The organism is Pseudomonas sp. FSL R10-0056 (assembly GCF_009600105.1).
Taxonomy (GTDB): Bacteria; Pseudomonadota; Gammaproteobacteria; order Pseudomonadales; family Pseudomonadaceae; genus Aquipseudomonas; species Aquipseudomonas bubulae.
Map to the genome: position 1 here is coordinate 1 of NZ_WIWL01000174.1, position 16387 is coordinate 16387.

Here is a 16387-nt window from a genome sequence, read left to right on the forward strand (position 1 = left end):
GCGGTTATTTTAAGATGTTTTCAAAGTTTCCTCTGTAACATCAACCACTTGCGCTTTCGATCTCTCGTTAGCGGGAGGCGAATTCTACAGCGTTACACGCTGCTGTCAACACCTCATTTCCTGCTTCGATGACTTGAAGCTGACACCGCCGAAAACCGTCCAACTCATTGAAACTCAAGGAGTTTTCCGTTTCGACTGCGCCGGAAGTGGGGCGAATTATAGACAGTTACAAAACTGAGTCAAGGACTAATTGAGCGACTCTATCACTTAATCCAGAAACACCCGTAATACAGCTATATAGAGGGGGCTAACGCCCCCTCTATATAGCTACACAACACCCGACCGCCTTAAAGCCTCCACCGTTGCTGCCTTCAACCCCAGTACCTGCTCCAGGACCTGCCGGGTATGCTCACCCAGCAAAGGAGGAGCATTGCGATACTCCACCGGGGTTTTGGACAACCGGATAGGGCTCGCCACTTGGGGTACCAGCCCCGCCAGCGCATGGGGCAACTGCATCGCCAACCCTCTGGCCTGAACCTGAGGATCAGCAAACACCTGCGCCAGGTCATTGATGGGCCCACAAGGCACGCCGACAGCCTCCAACTGTGCAACCCACTGAGCGGTGGTTTTAAACACCGTTGCCTGCCTGATGAGCGGTACCAGCTCCGACCGGTTCGCCACACGCAACTTGTTGGTAGCAAAACGCGGATCATCGACCCACTCCGGTCGGCCAGCTACTTCAGCAAACTTGCGGAATTGACTGTCATTTCCCACAGTAAGAATGAAGTCACCATCTGCCGTCGGAAAATCCTGATAAGGCACGATGTTCGGATGGGCATTACCCAGGCGTTGCGGAGCCACACCTGTAGTCAAATAGTTCATCGCCTGATTAGCCAAACAAGCGACCTGCACGTCCAGCAACGCCATATCTATATGCTGCCCGCCACCATCATGCTGACGATGGGCAAGGGCTGCCAGGATCGCAACCGTCGAGTAGAGCCCGGTCAAAATATCTGTCAGCGCAACACCCACCTTCACCGGCCCCGCACCCTCCTCACCCTCAGGCCGCCCGGTCAGGCTCATCAACCCACCCAGCCCCTGAACCATAAAGTCATAGCCGGCCCGCTTGGCATAAGGGCCAGTCTGACCGAACCCCGTAATCGAGCAGTAGATCAAGTCCGGATTCAATACCTTGAGCGACGCGTAGTCCAAGCCATACGCCTCCAGGCCACCCACCTTGAAGTTCTCGATCAGGATGTCGGATTTGGCTGCCAGCTCGCGAACCAGTTGCTGGCCTTGCGGCTTGGTGAAGTCAATAGTTACCGATTGCTTGTTGCGGTTGGCTGACAAGTAATAGGCAGCCTCCCCCGTACTCTCACCATAAGCATCTTTAAGGAAGGGGGGCCCCCAGGCCCGGGTGTCATCACCATTGCCCGGGCGCTCAACCTTGATTACCTCAGCCCCCAGGTCAGCCAGTATCTGCCCCGCCCACGGCCCCGCCAACACACGAGACAAATCCAACACCCGCAAATGCGATAAAGCACCCATGAGCCGAGCTCCTGTTAATAGAACGCCTGAAGACCGGTCTGCGCACGCCCAAGGATCAAGGCATGCACATCATGCGTGCCTTCATAGGTGTTCACGACTTCCAGGTTGACCAGATGACGCGCCACGCCGAACTCATCGGAGATTCCGTTGCCACCCAGCATGTCGCGAGCCATGCGTGCGATATCCAGGGATTTGCCGCACGAGTTGCGCTTCATGATCGAAGTGATCTCAACCGCCGCTGTACCTTCATCCTTCATCCGCCCCAGACGCAGGCAACCCTGCAGGGCCAGCGTAATCTCGGTCTGCATGTCAGCCAGTTTTTTCTGGATCAGCTGGGTCGCAGCCAAAGGCCGGCCAAACTGATGACGGTCAAGGGTGTACTGGCGCGCGGTGTGCCAGCAGAACTCGGCTGCGCCCAGCGCCCCCCAGGAGATGCCGTAACGAGCCGAATTAAGACAAGTAAAAGGACCTTTGAGGCCGCGCACATCCGGAAAGATGTTCTCTTGCGGCACAAATACGTTGTCCATGACGATTTCGCCGGTAATGGACGCACGCAAACCGACCTTGCCGTGAATCGCAGGTGTAGTCAGACCCTTCCAGCCTTTTTCAAGAACAAAGCCACGAATGTCGCCTTCATCGTCCTTCGCCCACACTACAAACACATCGGCGATAGGGCTGTTGGTGATCCACATCTTGCTGCCCGTCAGGCTGTAGCCACCCTCTACCGAACGCGCACGGGTAATCATCGCACCAGGGTCAGAGCCGTGGTTTGGCTCAGTCAGACCGAAGCAGCCAATCCACTCGCCAGATGCCAGCTTGGGTAGGTACTTCTGCTTCTGCGCTTCGGTACCGAACTCATTGATCGGCACCATTACCAGGGAGGACTGCACGCTCATCATTGAACGGTAGCCCGAGTCGACACGCTCCACTTCGCGGGCAATCAGGCCGTAGCTGACGTAGTTAAGGCCACTGCCGCCGTACTGCTCAGGGATCATCGCGCCCAGCAAACCGGTCTCACCCATCTCACGGAAAATTGCAGGATCGGTCTTCTCATTGCGGAAAGCCTCAAGTACACGCGGCGCCAGTTTGTCCCGAGCAAACTGCTCGGCACTGTCGCGCACCATGCGCTCTTCTTCAGTGAGCTGCTGATCCAGCAACAGTGGATCAATCCAGTTGAAGCTTGCTTTACCCGCCATGAGAGAACCCTCGCGTAATAGATCAAATATCGTGCACTGATCCTAGGCTCCCTCTATATAGAAGGACAAACGAGGATTCGACACGATGCTGTGATAATTTCTCACTCCGTGAACCACATGAAAGCCATTTCTGACTGTATTTAGTGAGGAAGCCGTACATGCGCCGCAAGATCCCCAGCACAACCGCCCTGATCAGCTTCGAAGCGGCTGCGCGCCATGAAAGCTTTACCAAGGCCGCACAAGAGCTTTCCATCACTCAAGGGGCTATTTGCCGACAGATCGCCAGCCTGGAAGAGTTTCTGAGTGTAGAACTGTTCCGACGCTCCAAGCGTGGCGTAAAACTGACAGAAGCCGGCATCTCCTACAGTAGGCGCATCGCAATCCAACTGGATGCTGTAGAACGGGACACGCTGTCCGTCATGGGCCAACAAGGCGCCAACGTGATCGAACTGGCCGTGGTGCCCACCTTCGGCACGCAATGGCTGCTGCCCCGGCTCAAGGACTTCCAGCAACAGCACCCGGATGTCACGGTCAACCTGACCAACCGCACACGCCCTTTTCTGTTCGCAGATACCGACTTCGATGCTGCCATCTACTTCGGTGATGCTGACTGGTCCGGCACTTCGTCCTACCGCCTGATGGGAGAAAACCCGGTACCCGTGTGTAGTCCTAACCTGCTGGGCCCGCATAAGAGCCTCTCCCCGCACACCCTCGCCGAACTCCCCCTACTGCAGCAAACCACCCGCCCCTACGCCTGGCGCCAATGGTTCAACGCCCAGGACATAAATGTGCCACGCGACATGAGCGGCCCACGTTATGAGCTCTTTTCAATGCTGGCTCAGGCGGCCATGCATGAAATGGGGGTCGCCCTGATTCCGCCCTTTTTGATTCAGCGCGAATTGGCCGAAAAACGCCTGGTGATTGCCAATGACAGCAGCCTGCCCAGCACCAGGGCTTACTACCTGATGATCCCCGAACGCAAAATTGAGTCGGCTTCATTGCAGGCCTTTCGAGACTGGCTGATCAAGCAGGCCGAGGGCTACAGCCTGATTTAAAGGATCGCATCGTCCGCACGAACTATGTAGCGCAGCATAAAAAGTCACTACATATATAAGTAAATGTCGCGTTTTGACACTCGGTACTTTGGTCTAACTGGACAAACCTGCAGGCCAGTAACCACGCGGCCTACAGGGTATTTCTCAAAGTTATGCAGCGATAACCAAAAGAAATCTGAAAAAAACTCAAAAAAACGTCAAATCTTCTGTAAGCCACGTATTTAAAGGCATGCAGCCGACCATTGCGACATTCGGTCACTGCATGACTTGTAGTTTGTATCTCGTCATCCTCCATAAGTCCTTGAAGGGTAAAAAAATTGCCAGCAGAATGCCCCGCCCCACCCATACTTTTGGTGGGATCGTGCTGATCGGCCGCCCCAGTCGCACCATCCGTAGTGCGCTGGCTTTCTTATAAAAGATCACGCAGGAGATATGACGTGCACATTGGTGTTCCTCTCGAAACCCATACGGGTGAAACGCGGGTTGCTGCAACCCCGGAAACCATCAAGAAGCTGATCGGCCAAGGCCATAAAGTGACTGTTCAAAGCGGCGCCGGCGTTAATGCCAGCGTTATCGACAGTGCTTATGAAGCCGCCGGCGCAACTATTGGCAACGCTACAGATGCTTTCGGCGCAGAGCTGATTCTCAAGGTTGTCGCCCCCAGCGACAGCGAACTGGCCCTGATCAAAACCGGCACCGTGCTGATTGGCATGCTTAACCCGTTCAGCAATGAAACCATTGCCAAACTGGCCGAGCGCGGGATCACCGCCTTCTCTCTCGAAGCTGCTCCACGAACCTCTCGTGCGCAAAGTCTTGATGTGCTGTCATCCCAAGCCAATATCGCCGGCTATAAAGCCGTCCTGATCGCCGCTCACCACCATCCGCGGTTTATGCCGATGCTGATGACCGCCGCCGGTACCGTCAAAGCCGCTCGCGTGCTTATTTTGGGTGCCGGTGTTGCAGGTTTGCAGGCCATTGCCACCGCCAAGCGCCTGGGTGCCGTAATCGAAGCCAGCGATGTGCGACCTGCGGTTAAAGAGCAGATCGAATCGCTTGGAGCCAAGTTTGTCGACGTGCCTTATGAGACCGACGAAGAACGCGAGTGCGCCGTTGGCGTAGGCGGCTACGCCCGCCCGATGCCTGCCAGCTGGATGCAGCGCCAGGCACTGGCCGTGCATGAGCGCGCCAAGCAGGCTGACATCGTGATCACCACAGCCCTGATCCCGGGCCGTAAAGCCCCGGTGCTGCTAAGCGCAGAAACCGTAGCCCAGATGAAGCCGGGCTCAGTGGTCATCGATCTGGCTGCAGCCCAGGGCGGTAACTGCCCGCTGACCGTCGCCGATCAGGTCGTGGTTGAACACGGCGTAACCATCGTCGGCCACACCAACCTGCCCGCCATGGTTGCTGCGGACGCCTCGGCACTCTACGCCCGCAACCTGCTGGACTTCCTCAAGCTGGTCTTCACCTCCGAAGGGCAGTTCCAGATCAACCTTGAAGACGACATCGTCGCCGCATGCCTGATGTGCCGCGACGGTCAAGTCGTGCGCAAAAACGGCTGAGGACAATAATAATGGAAGAGCTCATCTCCCCCGGTATCTACAACCTGATCATCTTCGTGCTGGCCATCTATGTGGGCTATCACGTGGTCTGGAACGTTACACCTGCGCTGCACACCCCGCTGATGGCCGTTACCAACGCCATCTCGGCGATCGTGATTGTAGGCGCCATGCTCGCCGCCGCGCTGACCGTTACCCCCCTGGGTAAAACCATGGGCACCCTGGCAGTCGCGCTGGCTGCCGTAAACGTATTCGGTGGATTTTTGGTCACCCGGCGCATGCTGGAAATGTTCAAGAAGAAAGCACCTAAAGCCAAAGAAGAGGTGCGCAAGCCATGAGCATGAACCTGGTTACTGTTCTGTATCTGGTTGCGTCGATCTGCTTCATTCAGGCCCTCAAAGGCCTGTCGCACCCCACCACCTCTCGTCGCGGGAACCTGTTCGGCATGCTCGGCATGGGTCTGGCGATCATCACCACGGTTGGCCTGATCTACAAGCTGGGCGCCGAGATTGCCACCGCTGGTATCGGCTACGTCATTGTTGGCCTGTTGATCGGCGGTACAGCAGGCTCGATCATGGCCAAGCGTGTCGAGATGACCAAAATGCCTGAGCTGGTTGCCTTCATGCACAGCATGATCGGCCTCGCGGCGGTATTTATTGCCATTGCAGCCGTGGTCGAACCGCAATCGCTGGGCATCGTCAAACACCTGGGCGACGCCATCCCGGCGGGCAACCGTCTGGAGCTGTTCCTGGGCGCGGCCATTGGTGCAATCACCTTCTCCGGTTCGGTGATCGCTTTCGGCAAACTCTCGGGCAAGTACAAGTTCCGCCTGTTCCAGGGTGCACCGGTACAATTCGGCGGCCAGCACAAGCTCAATCTGGTACTGGGCCTGGCCACGCTGGGCCTGGGCATCACGTTTATGCTGACCGGCAACCTCAATGCTTTCGCGCTGATGCTGGCTCTGGCGTTCGTGCTGGGTGTGCTGATCATTATCCCGATTGGCGGCGCCGACATGCCTGTGGTGGTGTCGATGCTTAATAGCTACTCGGGGTGGGCGGCTGCCGGTATCGGTTTCTCGCTGAACAACTCGATGCTGATCATTGCCGGTTCGCTGGTAGGTTCTTCGGGCGCGATCCTGTCGTACATCATGTGCAAGGCGATGAACCGTTCGTTCTTCAACGTGATCCTCGGCGGCTTTGGCGGTGCAACCGACGTCGGTGGCCCGGCCGGTGCGCAAGAAGCCCGTCCGGTGAAATCCGGCTCGGCGGACGACGCCACCTTCCTGTTGACCAACGCCGACACCGTAATCATCGTCCCGGGTTACGGCCTGGCCGTGGCACGGGCACAACACGCACTTAAAGAGCTGACGGAAAAGCTGACTCACCGCGGCGTGACCGTGAAGTACGCGATTCACCCGGTTGCGGGCCGCATGCCAGGCCATATGAACGTACTGCTGGCCGAGGCCGAAGTGCCTTACGACCAGGTGTTCGAGATGGAAGATATCAACTCCGAGTTCGGCCAGGCCGACGTGGTGCTCGTACTGGGCGCCAACGACGTGGTCAACCCGGCGGCCAAGAACGATCCAAAATCGCCGATTGCCGGCATGCCGATCCTCGAAGCCTATAAAGCCAAGACTGTCATCGTGAACAAGCGCTCAATGGCCAGCGGCTATGCCGGTCTGGATAACGAGTTGTTTTACCTGGATAAAACCATGATGGTCTTCGGTGACGCCAAGAAAGTTATTGAAGATATGGTTAAAGCTGTCGAGTAACATCGCGCACCAACGCAACATCGAGAACCCCGGCGCTCTATTGGCCGGGGTTTTTCTTTTTCCAAGGAACCCGACCAAAGGCTCTAAATCGGCCGCTGGCATTCGACCATGGTAGCGGGACGCAAGGCTCTGAAAATGAATAGACTGCGCCTCTTGCTTCCGTTGCCCGAGATAACAATCCATGTACCGTGAACGTATTCGCCTGAACTCCCTGCACGATAAGGTCATGAGCGCCGAAGAAGCCGCCGCCCTTATCCAAGACGGCATGACTGTCGGCATGAGCGGTTTTACCCGTGCCGGCGAAGCCAAAGCCGTCCCCCAGGCCCTGGCCGAGCGGGCCAAGAAGTCGCCGCTGAAAATCACCCTGATGACCGGCGCCAGCCTGGGCAACGACCTCGACAAGCAACTGACGGAAGCCGGCGTATTGGCCCGTCGCATGCCGTTCCAGGTAGACAGCACTCTGCGCAAGGCGATCAACGCCGGTGAAGTGATGTTTATCGACCAGCATTTGTCCGAAACCGTTGAGCAGTTGCGCAACAATCAGCTCAAGCTGCCGGACATTGCAGTTATTGAAGCAGTGGCCATTACCGAACAAGGTCATATTGTTCCGACGACATCCGTGGGCAACTCCGCCAGCTTCGCGATTTTCGCCAAGCAAGTGATCGTCGAGATCAACCTGGCGCATAACCCGAACCTGGAAGGTCTGCACGACATCTATATTCCGACCTACCGTCCGACGCGCACACCGATCCCGTTGGTGAAGGTCGACGACCGTATCGGCAGCACCGCAATCCCGATCCCGGCGGAAAAAATCGTCGCCATCGTGATCACCAACAAGCCGGACTCGCCATCCACCGTGTCCGAGCCGGACAGCGAAACCGACGGTATCGCCTTTCATCTGATCAACTTCCTTAAAGCCGAAGTTGAAGCCGGGCGCATGACCAACAAGCTCGGCCCGCTGCAAGCCGGTATCGGCAACATCGCCAACGCGGTGATGTGCGGCCTGATCGACTCGCCGTTCGAAGACCTGACCATGTACTCCGAAGTACTGCAGGATTCGACCTTCGACCTGATCGACGCGGGCAAGATGAGCTTCGCTTCGGGCAGCTCCATCACCCTGTCGGAGCGTCGCAACTCGGACGTATTTGGCAATCTGGAGCGCTACAAGGACAAACTGGTCCTGCGCCCGCAGGAGATTTCCAACCACCCTGAAGTGGTTCGTCGCCTGGGTATCATCGGCATCAACACCGCCCTGGAGTTCGACATCTACGGCAACGTCAACTCCACTCACGTGTGCGGCACGCGGATGATGAACGGCATTGGCGGTTCGGGTGACTTTGCCCGCAACGCGCACCTGGCGATCTTCGTGACCAAATCCATTGCCAAGGCGGGTGCGATCTCCAGCGTGGTGCCAATGGTCAGCCACGTTGACCACACCGAACATGACGTCGACATCCTGGTTACCGAACAGGGTCTGGCCGACCTGCGTGGCCTGGCGCCGCGTGAGCGCGCACGGGTCATTATCGACAACTGTGTGCACCCGGACTTCCGTGAAGCTCTCAATGACTACTTCGCCAAGGCCTGTGCGATTGGCGGCCACACCCCGCACATCCTGCGCGAAGCCCTGAGCTGGCATATCAACCTGGAAGAAACCGGGAAAATGCTGCCGTAACCCGCGAGCTAGACAGCCGCTGACGTAAATACTGTTACGTCAGCGGCTTTTTTATGCTTTATATTTCAAAAACTGTACTGCTGTACTGGTCATTTCCCACCCGTAACACTCCCTTTGACTCACCTTCGGGCCAATTTCGCACCACTTAGGTGCGGACAGGTACAGTTGAGTCTATTTGTGCCCGTACAGCGTGCATAAACAGTTAACTGGCCCATCGCAATACAACCGAACTGTATCTAGAGACCCTGGACAAAGAGGAGGATCATTGGCATCAGTTAAACCACTAGCCAATGCCGCCACAAGCGGAAGGATGTCACCATGGAACGTACACTCAGTTCCGAACTGTTCAGCGAAAGCAGCACTGTAAACTCCCAGGCTTCCATGCCTTTGCGCGTACTTGCCAACCTGATGTTGTGGCAGCGCCGTATCTCCAGCCGCCATCAACTGGCTCGCCTGGACTCGCGTCTTCTGGCTGATGCCGGGATTAGCGAAGCACAGCGTTACGAAGAGCTGAGCAAGCCGTTCTGGCGCTGATTAGCGCTCGCTGGCCCTGACCACCGGTCCACCGCCAGCAACCTGAATTGAAAAAACAAAGCCCGTCGCGGATTACCGCTGACGGGTTTTGTCGTTTTAGGGCCGAGTTTTGCCCACTTGCAAAGTGACAAGTACAGTTTTAAATTAATTGAAATACCACAGGTACAGTTTGCCTGATACCTGATTCAGAGCACCCTGATACGCGCTTCGGACAAAACAACCTTTGCCTGAAGCAACCCTGAGCCTACTATTCGGCCCATAACCGTCTATTTTCATTAGTTCATGTTCAGGAGTATTACCATGCCCACTCTTCGCCTACTTAGTGCCGCAGTTCTGCTGGCTGTTGCTGCAAGCGCCAACGCCACGAGCTTCATCGCCACCACCGATGGCATCGTGGGTACGCTCAAAGCCACCACCGACCTGACATCGGATGCTACCGGCTCGTTTCGTGACAACAAGATCGTGCGCGCAGCCCGTGACGACGCTGCCAGCTTTGTGGCCAGCGAAGGCGCCATCCGTGGCGTGAAACTGGAAAGCGCCTTCGATGCCATCCGCCAGCAAGCACCACAGCTGCAGGCCACCGATGCACAGCTGGCCCAGGCGATCCTGACGATCTGATCGGGGTCAGCACTCTGTGAGAGCGGGCTGGCTCACGATTCAGGCGCCCTGATTTCTCAGGTAAACCGCGCCGATACAATCGCGAGCAAGCCCGCTCCCACATATACCGTGCAGGCATGAAAAAAATTTCAACAACGCCCCCACGCTGGCCCTGCTCCGGCCATTACGCTAGCCTTGGCGCTCATTCAAACAGCCTCGAGACCCATGCGTTTTTCCTTATTAGCTCTGCTTGCACTCTGCTGGACTCAATCAGCCAACGCCTTCGACCTGACCACGCAAAATGTGGTGCTCAGTGGTTATGTCACCAGTAAAGTGACGTCCGCGCCTTTTGATCACAAACTGATACGTGCCGCCCAGGATGATGCCGCCGTCTTTATTGCCAGTGATGGCCAGACGCGAGGCGCACAGCTGGAGTCTGCCCTGCGTTATCTGCGCCAGAACCAGCCAAAATTGAGTGCCAGCGACCTTGAACTGGCACAGACAATTCTCGTCCAATAAATACCCGCTTTTTCTGGAGAAAATTCATGCGTAGCCCTTTGATTGTCGCCACTCTTGGCCTTTTGCTGCTTGCCGATGTGGCACAGGCACAGACCGTCGTGCAGACCAGTAACATCATCGTGCGTGCTTTTGGCCGCACCATCGATTTTACGTCCGATACAACTACCTCCATCCGTGACTCCAAAGTTGTGCGTGAAGCTCACGACGACGCCGCCACTTTCGTTGCCAGCCAAGGCGATATTCGCGGCGTACAACTGGAGGCGGCCTTCAGCACCTTGCGCGACCGCGTGCCTGAAGCCCGTAACGCCAGCGATCACGACCTCGCCGAAGCCATACTCGCACTGTGAGGCCGTTAACGCGCTGGCTCGCCGCCTGTGGCCTGCTGCTGATTGCCAGCAGCGCCCAGGCCGCGCTGCATCTGCAACTCAAGACCGAGGGCCTGAGCCCGGCCGAGCAACAGGCCAGCCAAGCCCTGCTTGATGAAGCCATGCAGAGACTGCCACCGCGTTTTATCGAACAACTGGACCGGCAAGTCCTGGTGGGGTGGACCGATGACATGCCCGCCAACGCTTACGGCCAGGCTTCGCTGACCTCCGAGCTGGACCTTAATCGCAAGCTGCTGGCCGGGCTGACCGATGGTTCCGCTGCCCGCCTGCAGACCAACCGCCCCCACGGCACTGTGCGCCGGGAGATGCTCGCCACCGTCTTGCACGAACTGACACACCTATATGACCGTGCCCGTCTCTGGCCCGCGGACGAGCGCACGCTGATACGCCGCTGCACCCGCCAAAACAGCAACACGGGGCTGATTGGCCTGCCCGACCAATGCCGCGGGCAAGCCGGACGCCGCTTCACCCTCAGCGATGACCCGCGTCTGCTTGATCTGGCCGGCTGGCAGCAATACGTGGGGCGCCGGGGCGAGCGCGAGCAAGACAATCATCAGGTGGTGCGCAGCCCGGACCTGTACGAAGTCAGCAGCCCCAAGGAATTTGTCGCAGTCAACATGGAGTATTTCCTCCTCGACCCGGCTTACGCCTGCCGCCGCCCGGCACTGTATCGCTACTACCAGCAGCATTTCGGCTGGGCGCCTGCCGCCAGAGACGAATGCCCGAAGGGTTTTGCCTTCCTCAATGCCGGCAACGATTTCGCCAAACAGCCACTGGGTACCGTCGATCCCGAGCGGGTCTACGCCGTCGACTACCTGCTGGCTGAGGCCAATCAGGAATGGGCCAGCCGCTGGGGCCATAGCATGTTGCGCCTGGTGATCTGTGCCCCGGGCCGCCCACGCGGGCCGGACTGCCGACTCGACCTGCAAGAACACTTAGTGTTGTCCTACCGGGCATTCGTCAATGACGTACAGCTCTCAAGCTGGGACGGCCTGACAGGCGCTTACCCATCGCGCCTTTTCGTATTGCCGCTGGCCCAGGTAATTGACGAATACACTAAAACCGAACTGCGCAGCCTGGCTTCCGTGCCGCTCAAACTGAGCCGCCCTGAAATCGAAGAAGTGGTTGAACACGCCGCCGAGATGCACTGGAGCTATGACGGCGACTACTACTTCATCTCCAATAACTGTGCGGTTGAAACCCTCAAACTGCTGCGTAGCGGCAGCGACAATGCCCGGCTCAAAGGCCTGGACAGCATTGTGCCCAATGGTTTGCTCGAAGTGCTCAAGGCTCGCGGTCTGGCCGATACCAGCGTGCTGGAGGATCCCAAAGAGGCGTTGCGCCTGGGTTATCGCTTCGACTCCTACCGTGATCGCTACCAGGCGATGTTTGATGTTCTCAAAACCCGCTTGCCGATCAAGCAAAACACAGTCGAAGACTGGCTGGCCCTTGATGCAGCAGAACGCCGCCCATGGCTTGAGCAAGCCGATCTGCGCGCCAGTGCGGCATTGTTGCTGCTGGAACAAGCCAGCTTTCGTCGGCAACTGCTGTTGGCACAGGATGAGGTCAAGCAAAAGTACCTGGGCGCACGCCAGCTCAAGGATGGCGGTATGGACAAAGCCAACAAGACCCTGCAGGAAATTCTTGCCAGCAGCGGTTTTCTCAGCCGCCCGGCAGAGTTGCTCGGCAGCGACGGCTACGGCTTGCCGCAAACCAGAGAGTGGGAAAAGCTCGAATCAGAAAGCAGCCAGCGCCAGCAGCAGCTACTGCGTCTGACCACTGATCTGGACAAGGAGGTGCGCAGCCTGCTGGAGCCTGCCCGTGCAGCCGAAATTGCAGCCACCGAAGCCAACGTCAAACTGATCGGCGAACATCTACGGACAATCCACAAGGCATCCGGCGGTTTGCAGCTGCCCTGACCGAACTAAAGTTCGGTTGACAAGTCCTATCATTCTGCCACTATTCCGCGATGGAAAGTGGCACCGCGCCATTATTCGGCACTGATCAATGCCGTTGGCCACACCATCGTTTGAGTCACACCCTCTCATTTGTGAAGTGCTTGCCATAACCCCGGCAGGGACTGGCATGCACCGTTTACAGGTATCGGCAGGATTATATGGAGATAGCCAGAAACGACCGCACCTCTGTCTGGACGCTAGGCGACCAGGAGTGGCTGCAAGCAGATGACGGTACATTCTCTCTGCACCAGGTCGCTGGTACCAAGCCCCCGGCCGAGCTGGTTGATCTGGATTATCTGGTCGGGGCAACACCCGCGCCTGATACCTCTCCCGGCAACTACCTGCCTGCTGCATTCGCGTTTTGCCCCAGCACAGGCAAAGAACTGCCGAAGGTCGCCTACCAGACAACTACCCGCTGGCTACCGCCTTATGGCGATGGCAGTGGCTCTCGCGTGATCAATGAGCGCTGCAAACTGTCCTCGGCCGAGGAGATCAGCTCGCGCTTGTACAGCCAGTTGCTCGATACCCGCCAGGGTGACCTGAACAGTCGCAAGCTGATTATTGAGTTGCCTCGCAAGAACGGCCTCAACTTCCTCGCCGCCAACCTCGGCGGGCATCGCGAAGCCCTGTACGCACTAAGCCGCGAAGGCAGCTTGTTCCTGTGGCAAAGAGGCTCGGGCAAGTGGCTTGAGTTACTGCCAAAGAGCGAACCCATCGGTCGCTCTCGCCTGGAAAGCTGGGCCTGGTCAGTCGCCCTTCACGTGGACGAAAACCAGCAGCACCTGTTGCTCTCCAGCGATAGCGGAGCGACGTTAGTCAGTGTCGACCCACTCACACTGCGTTACCAAACCTTGCGCGACGACGGCAGCCCGCTGGCCGGCCCTGGCACACTGGAAGGCCAGTCTTATTTGCCTCAGCTCAAGAGCGGCCACGTTTGCATCGTCAACCCTGCCAGCCTCTACGGGTGGGACCGTTGCCTGGTTGAAGGCGCTGACCATGAGCGCATGACCCGGCTCTCGGCGCCGATTCTCGACGCAGCCTCCCGTCGCCTGTTGTGGATCGGTGAACACGGCTACCTCAGCCTGACCCAAGGCAGCGAACTCAAGGCCCAATGGCATCCGTGGCCCAACAACGCCACCGCCCATCCCGAGCAAGGGCCACCGTTTCTGGACGGCAGGGGCCTGTGGCAGCTGATCTTCGATGCCGACGGTCAGCATTACCTGCAACTGGATCCGGGTGCTACCGACCTGCCGATGCCCATCAAGGGGTATCGCCTGAGCACCGGTCATTTGAGCTTTAAATACAACGTGCGGCTCGAACGCCCTTGGGAAGAGTACGACGAGAACTTCACGCCGACGACCCGCGACGTGATTTACCCCTTTATCGAATTCAGCGGGCAAAAACGCCTGCTATCAATGAAAGCCAAACAATCCAGCCCGCTGGAAGCCTTTTTCGATAACCACCAGCCTATGGATGTCGACTACTGCTTCGAGCAAGTCGGCGATCAGTCATTTGTATTCCGCGCTCGCGCCAGCGAACCCTGGAATGCCCAGTGGTTCTTTTTTGATAACGCAATGTGGCTGTATATCGACTCATGCGGAGCGCTTTACCGATGGAATGCTTGACCTTCTGGCTGCGCCGCTGCCTGTTGCTCTCCCTCGTACTTGCCAGCAGCGTGGCCAGCGCAGAGCCTCTGCGCCAGGTATTCCTGGTACAAAATTCAGGCTGGATGGAGCCGTTCTACAGCGATCCGTCATCGCCGTTCAAGTCGATGGTCACCCAACTGGTGGGCACTGCTGCCGGCAGCGCAGAAGTCGTCATTGGCGGGTTCAACCAGGCTGACAGTCAGCACCCTTCGCCCGAGTGGATCTATCGCGGCCCGGCCAACCACGCTGCACTGCCCAACTACGTCAATGGCTTGAAGCTGGAGCGCAAAGCCAGCGGTGCCTATGCCGACACGGACTTCAAAGAGGCTTTGCTGGCCTCAATCACCACCGGGCTGGAAGGTCGCGAGGGTATTGTCTGGATCATCACCAACAATAAAAACAGCCCGAACAACAGCAGCGAAACCCAGGCCAAAAACCGCGAATTCTACGACCTGTTGCATAGCGAAGCAGCTATCACCCGGATTGCCGCCTTCCCGCAGAAAATGCCGGTCAAAGGCCCCAACTACGAAGCCAACGGGTTGATGATCTACGCTCTGGCCTATGGTCAAAAAGCCGGTGTCGCACTGGAGCAGGTGCTCAATCAGCCTGCCCTCGCCAGCTTGCTTAAAGATGACCGGGTACGGCTAAAGCCGTTGACCCAGGCTGCCGTGCGCTTTATTCCTACCGGTGTTGAAGACACTCAGGACGTGAGTGCCGAACTGGCCCCCGACCAGCAAACGGTCATCCTCAATATCAACGTCGACAGCTCGCCGAAAACGGCAGTGCTGCTGGGCAAATTCGAAAACCAGTTCAACCCTTACCAGATTCATGACGCGAAAATAGGCATGACCCTGGACATGCCGGGCGAAGCCCTGAACTCGAATATATCGCTGGACCGCCTGACAGACCTCGAGCCAGGCGCCCGCTCCGACGAGCTGAAGATCAGCCTGCAACTGCCGCCCCTGCCATCGCAATGGTCCAGCGATGTGATCTTTTCCAGCGGTTACCAACGCGCCGGCAGCATCAGCATCAACCTCAGCGAGCAACAACTGCGTATCTCCCAGGGGTTCATTGCACGCATGAATGAACTGTTCCCCGGTGACGCCCTGCCTGACGTATTTATCCCCTCCGGTGAAGCCACTACTTCCGAGACCCGTCTGCCGGTTGTGCTGAAAATCAGCTACCCGCTCGGTCCGGTGCTCATGCTGCTGGGGCTGTTTGTTCTGCTCTTGATTGGCGCCCTGCTGGCTGCCTTGCTGATTGCAGGCAAAAAGACCCTGACCGTGATCGTCGAAGGTGTGCCCCAGTCTTATCCGCTCAAGCCCTTCAGCAGTGCCGGCGTATACGATTCAAACCAGAACAGGGTCGCGACCCTCAAGCGCGGCCTGTTTGGTGCCCGCCTGGAAAATATCCAGCCCGATACCGCCGTACGACTCAAGTAACCCCACACGCATAGCAAGGAAGTTTTATACATGGCACAGACCAGCACATTGCCAGCACCGATTGAAAGCGAAGCCCCTGCGCCGTCGCCCACCACGACCACTCTGGCTGCTCCACAACCGTTGGGCCTGGATCTTGGGGCGAAGAAAGTCGACAGTCGCGATGCCCTGATTGGCGTAGCGGTGCTGGTAGTACTGGCAATCGTGTTTTTCGTAATCAAAAACGCCTATGCCAACTGGCGCGTGCGTGAGCGTGTAGCGCCAAGCCGGGCCAATGCTTCGGGCTGGTTCCTGTTTCTGGGCCTGTTGATGATCGCCATCATGGCCGTGCTCGCCGTACTCAACTCGGGGCAGTTCCTTGCGCCGCTCTACATCGCACCGTTGGGTGGCGTAGCTGCCATCTCGCTGGTGGCATGGCTGATGACGTTTTCGGCTAAACGCTGAGCTCATCGGCCGTTGGCAGACACCTGTCTTTGGCCCGCCTGACCTGAATACTGGATTAACACACCG

The 16387-nt window shown here is 57.6% G+C and carries 15 protein-coding genes; 13 read left to right on the forward strand and 2 right to left on the reverse strand.

What is annotated here, in order from left to right:
* Positions 1-327 precede the first annotated feature (327 nt).
* Positions 328-1548: a CaiB/BaiF CoA-transferase family protein gene (locus GHO42_RS11405; protein WP_094999505.1), complete on the reverse strand. Its 1221-nt coding sequence runs from the start codon at positions 1546-1548 to the stop codon at positions 328-330.
* A gap of 14 nt (positions 1549-1562) precedes the next feature.
* Positions 1563-2744: an acyl-CoA dehydrogenase gene (locus GHO42_RS11410; protein WP_094999506.1), complete on the reverse strand. Its 1182-nt coding sequence runs from the start codon at positions 2742-2744 to the stop codon at positions 1563-1565.
* A gap of 158 nt (positions 2745-2902) precedes the next feature.
* Here GHO42_RS11410 and GHO42_RS11415 point away from each other — a divergent pair, with 158 nt between their 5' ends.
* The 13 genes from GHO42_RS11415 (at position 2903) to GHO42_RS11475 (ending at position 16321) form a co-directional block, all read left to right on the forward strand.
* Entirely contained in the window at positions 2903-3799 is an 897-nt protein-coding gene (locus tag GHO42_RS11415; RefSeq protein ID WP_095017960.1) for a LysR family transcriptional regulator, read from the forward strand.
* Positions 3800-4236: 437 nt separating this feature from the next.
* The gene (locus GHO42_RS11420) at positions 4237-5358 is read left to right on the forward strand and encodes a Re/Si-specific NAD(P)(+) transhydrogenase subunit alpha (RefSeq protein ID WP_178126979.1); all 1122 of its coding nucleotides are present in this window, start codon (positions 4237-4239) and stop codon (positions 5356-5358) included.
* Between the two features lie 11 nt (positions 5359-5369).
* Complete coding sequence (locus tag GHO42_RS11425) at positions 5370-5693, forward strand: NAD(P) transhydrogenase subunit alpha (RefSeq protein ID WP_003438157.1); 324 nt, start codon at positions 5370-5372, stop codon at positions 5691-5693.
* Positions 5690-7126 carry an NAD(P)(+) transhydrogenase (Re/Si-specific) subunit beta gene (locus GHO42_RS11430; RefSeq protein WP_150629145.1) on the forward strand — a complete coding sequence of 479 codons (1437 nt, stop codon included), beginning with the start codon at positions 5690-5692 and terminating at the stop codon, positions 7124-7126. The genes GHO42_RS11425 and GHO42_RS11430 overlap by 4 nt, the downstream gene beginning before the upstream one ends.
* Positions 7127-7307: 181 nt before the next feature.
* Positions 7308-8798 (forward strand): acetyl-CoA hydrolase/transferase family protein, encoded by a 1491-nt coding sequence (locus GHO42_RS11435; RefSeq protein ID WP_094999510.1) that lies wholly within the window; start codon positions 7308-7310, stop codon positions 8796-8798.
* Between the two features lie 318 nt (positions 8799-9116).
* Positions 9117-9332 carry a DUF1127 domain-containing protein gene (locus GHO42_RS11440; RefSeq protein WP_094999511.1) on the forward strand — a complete coding sequence of 72 codons (216 nt, stop codon included), beginning with the start codon at positions 9117-9119 and terminating at the stop codon, positions 9330-9332.
* Positions 9333-9632: 300 nt separating this feature from the next.
* Entirely contained in the window at positions 9633-9950 is a 318-nt protein-coding gene (locus GHO42_RS11445) for a DUF2388 domain-containing protein (RefSeq protein WP_094999512.1), read from the forward strand.
* Positions 9951-10154: 204 nt separating this feature from the next.
* The gene (locus GHO42_RS11450; RefSeq protein ID WP_094999513.1) at positions 10155-10448 is read left to right on the forward strand and encodes a DUF2388 domain-containing protein; all 294 of its coding nucleotides are present in this window, start codon (positions 10155-10157) and stop codon (positions 10446-10448) included.
* Between the two features lie 26 nt (positions 10449-10474).
* Positions 10475-10795 carry a DUF2388 domain-containing protein gene (locus GHO42_RS11455; protein WP_016782951.1) on the forward strand — a complete coding sequence of 107 codons (321 nt, stop codon included), beginning with the start codon at positions 10475-10477 and terminating at the stop codon, positions 10793-10795.
* The gene (locus GHO42_RS11460) at positions 10792-12753 is read left to right on the forward strand and encodes a DUF4105 domain-containing protein (RefSeq protein WP_095024786.1); all 1962 of its coding nucleotides are present in this window, start codon (positions 10792-10794) and stop codon (positions 12751-12753) included. Before GHO42_RS11455 ends, GHO42_RS11460 begins: the two co-directional genes overlap by 4 nt.
* A 197-nt stretch (positions 12754-12950) precedes the next feature.
* Positions 12951-14417, forward strand: coding sequence for a hypothetical protein (locus GHO42_RS11465; protein WP_095021416.1), 1467 nt, complete (start codon positions 12951-12953; stop codon positions 14415-14417).
* Positions 14405-15880, forward strand: a complete 1476-nt coding sequence (locus tag GHO42_RS11470) for a hypothetical protein (protein WP_095017956.1) — start codon at positions 14405-14407, stop codon at positions 15878-15880. Before GHO42_RS11465 ends, GHO42_RS11470 begins: the two co-directional genes overlap by 13 nt.
* A 30-nt stretch (positions 15881-15910) precedes the next feature.
* Positions 15911-16321 carry a hypothetical protein gene (locus tag GHO42_RS11475; protein WP_095024788.1) on the forward strand — a complete coding sequence of 137 codons (411 nt, stop codon included), beginning with the start codon at positions 15911-15913 and terminating at the stop codon, positions 16319-16321.
* Positions 16322-16387: the final 66 nt, after the last annotated feature.